Annotated in this window: 1 protein-coding gene; it reads left to right on the top strand. The window is 65.2% G+C overall.

The features are described from left to right. Nucleotides 1-609 (top strand): DUF2827 family protein (locus tag G3O06_RS48675; protein WP_205820507.1); only part of this gene is annotated, 609 nt, incomplete at both ends.

Below are 609 nucleotides of genomic sequence, written 5' to 3'. Positions count from 1 at the left end.
CTGGGAAAACGGCATACACCAGAACATCGCGTTCCTCGCGATGATGCTCAAGCGCTCGGATCGCGTCGGCCCCGTCTACTTCCTGAACGGCGGCGACGCCAGCGCGCTGCCGGCCGGCCTCGAACTCGACGGCCTCGACATCCCGCTCGTGAAACCCTCCGACGTCACGCACGAAGTCGACGTCGTGATTGAAATGGGCGCGCAGTTGCCGGTCGAATGGCTCCGGCACATGAAGGCGCTCGGCAAGAAAATCGCCGCGTTCTTCTGCGGGCACGTGTATGCCGGCCTGTGCGAAACCCCGATCTTCGGCAAACCGTCGGGGCACGTCTTCAACGGTGCACCGTTCGACGAAGTGTGGCTGCTGCCGCAATACGACAAGACGGCCGCGCCGATGCTGCAGACCATCCTGCGCGCACCGGTACACCTGATGCCGCATATCTGGTCGCCGTACTTCCTCGATCGCCGCATCGCCGCGCTCGCCGCGGAAGGCGCGACGTTCGGCTATCGGCCCGGCCGCCGCCCGTGGCACCTGGCGATGCTCGAACCGAACATCTCGGTCGCCAAGTCCTGCCACTACCCGATGCTCGCGTGCGACGAGTTCTATCGTGC

Source organism: Burkholderia sp. Ac-20345, assembly GCF_017104825.1.
Classification (GTDB): Bacteria; Pseudomonadota; Gammaproteobacteria; order Burkholderiales; family Burkholderiaceae; genus Burkholderia; species Burkholderia lata_B.
This window is presented reverse-complemented; position numbering and strand designations above follow the sequence as displayed.